Raw genomic sequence first — 2268 nt, 5'->3', positions numbered from 1 at the left:
GATCCCCTGGGTGGACCGGATCCCCTGGGTGGACCGGGTCTGCCTCTCCGACCACAGCGAAGGAGGAGGAAGCCCGAGCGGAACGATCACGGCTTTCGTCGCGCCGCTGGAGGTCCCGGGCTTCCAGCGGAACATGCGTCGTGCACACCCCGTCACCATGCGCAATGGTGGCGAGCCGCTGGACGTGGGAGTCCAGCAGCCGTGACAACGCGGCGGTCTCCGCGCCGCAGAGCTCGGGAAACTGCTCGGCCACGTGCTGGACGGGGCAGTGGTGCTGGCAGATCTGGATGCCCGTCGGAAGCTGCGAGGCGCTTGCGGTGTAACCGGCGGCGGACATCGCCGCCGCCAGCGCCGCCGGCCGGTCGGCGGGGTCGGCCCGGGCGACCGCGCCCTTGACCCGCCGTTCCAGATCGGCGGCGCGCGCCTCGGCGAACTCCGCGACGACCGCGTGGCCCGCGACGTCGGCGAGGAAGCTCAGCGCGCTGGTGGCGAGGTCCTCGTACGCGGTCGGGCCGGCCGCGTGACCGGCAGCGGTGAGCTGGTAGACCCGAGCCGGACGACCGCGGCCGCGCGGGCCTGGGGTGCGGGCCGACCGGGTCATGATCACGTCTTCCGTGAGCATCGCGTCCAGATGCCGCCGGATTGCCGCCGGCGACAGGCCGAGGTGCGCGGAAAGGGTGACCGCGGTCGAGGGGCCGAGCTCCAGGAGCAGGCGCACGACACGGTCACGGGTCCGGCCGTCGGCCGCCGTACCGTTGGAGGTGTCGGGCATGCTTTTCACAACACCACTGTGCCTTATTTCCCGCCGAGGGTCTAACCCTCCGGCCTGCAGGTACGACGTGATCTGTCGAAGTACCCGACCATCGTGGCATCCGACCTGGGCAAAGAGCGCACACTCGGGACGAGCGTCTGATCCGCCACACCCGCAGGGCCGTGGCCGTCCTCGTACCGGATCCGTCGCGCTACCACACGGAGACCACCTGCATCTGCGTGTCATCGTGTGAACCGACCATCTCACAGACCAACTCCTGACAGGCTGTGGCCGGGGGCGGATGGCGTCTCCGGCTCGACGCGACCCGGACGGAGACCGTGACCGAGGCCGACCACAGCGCTCGCGAACTCGACGCTGAAAAGGCCGGCATCGGCAGAGCCGACACAGGCCCCCGGACCGACGACTACGCCGCGGAGCTGGGACGCCGGCTACGAGCAGCCCGCCACCGTCGCGGCATGTCCCTCGTCGACGTCCAGGAACGAACGAACGGACGCTGGACCGCCGGCACCCTGGGCGCCTACGAGCGGGGACACCGCTCCCTGCGGGTACATCGCCTGATGGAGCTGGCCGAGCTCTACGACGTGACCGCGGTCATGCTCATCCCGCCACAGACGGACCGCTCCGAACTGGTCGGGCTGCCACCGCTGGCCATCGACCTGCACCGGCTGCGCAAGCTGCCACCGACCCGCACCGGCCCGTTGCGACGCTGGATCGCGATCGTGCAGGTGCTGCGCTCGGAGAACTCCCGGGACGTGCTGCGTCTACGTCGCACGGATCTGCTCTCGCTGGCGCGGCTCTACAGCACAACGCCGCCGCTGCTCTACAAGCGCCTCGGCGCATGGGGCGCGCTCGCCGAGCCGGGATCCGGGCACGGGCAGCGGCCCGCACCGCCCCGCGGCCGGCGCGGCCAACCCCGTTCCTGACCTGAAGCCTCCATCCGCGGATAACCTCCCGTCCGCGGATCCCCAGTGGGTTCCGAAGGGGTCCCTGGTGGGTTCTGGCCGCATCCGAGGGGGCTCCGATCGCACCAACGGGTGCGATCGTCCGTAGGATCGCGAGTGTGGCGGACGACCTGGCAGTCGAGGTTTCCGACCTGGTCAAGACCTACTGGCCGCGTTCGAACCGAGCCGTACACGCCGTCAACCATCTATCACTGACCGTTGCGACAGGTTCGGTGACGGCTCTGCTCGGCCCGAACGGCGCCGGCAAGACGACCACGATCGAAATCTGCGAGGGGTTCCGGCGCCCGGACGCCGGCCGCGTTCGGGTGCTCGGTCTCGACCCCGGGCGCGACGCATCCGTCCTGCGCCCCCGGGTGGGGGTCATGCTCCAGTCCGGTGGGGTGTACCCGGGCGCGCGCGCCGGTGAGATGCTCGCCGTACTGGCCGCCCACCACCGCAACCCGTTGGACGTCGCGGCCCTTCTCGAGCGCGTCGGCATGTCCGAGGTGGCCCGGGTCCCCTACCGCCGCCTGTCCGGCGGACAGCGCCAACGCC

Annotated in this window: 3 protein-coding genes; 2 read left to right on the top strand and 1 reads right to left on the bottom strand. The window is 71.0% G+C overall.

The annotated features are described in order from the left end of the window. Positions 1 to 772 (bottom strand): helix-turn-helix transcriptional regulator (locus DD1DGNOD_RS26735; RefSeq protein WP_165036554.1); only part of this gene is annotated, 772 nt, incomplete at its 3' end. A 368-nt stretch (positions 773 to 1140) separates the two neighbouring features. Here DD1DGNOD_RS26735 and DD1DGNOD_RS09355 point away from each other — a divergent pair. Both DD1DGNOD_RS09355 and DD1DGNOD_RS29145 read left to right on the top strand, forming a co-directional pair. Further along, a complete protein-coding gene (locus DD1DGNOD_RS09355; RefSeq protein WP_241251381.1) occupies positions 1141 to 1695 on the top strand; it encodes a transcriptional regulator in 555 nt (184 codons plus the stop codon). Between the two features lie 128 nt (positions 1696 to 1823). Further along, the coding region (locus DD1DGNOD_RS29145; RefSeq protein WP_430827782.1) for an ATP-binding cassette domain-containing protein at positions 1824 to 2268 on the top strand (445 nt) is incomplete at its 3' end.

Origin of the sequence: Candidatus Protofrankia californiensis (assembly GCF_900634765.1) — a bacterium.
Classification (GTDB): Bacteria; Actinomycetota; Actinomycetes; order Frankiales; family Frankiaceae; genus Protofrankia; species Protofrankia californiensis.
This window is presented reverse-complemented; position numbering and strand designations above follow the sequence as displayed.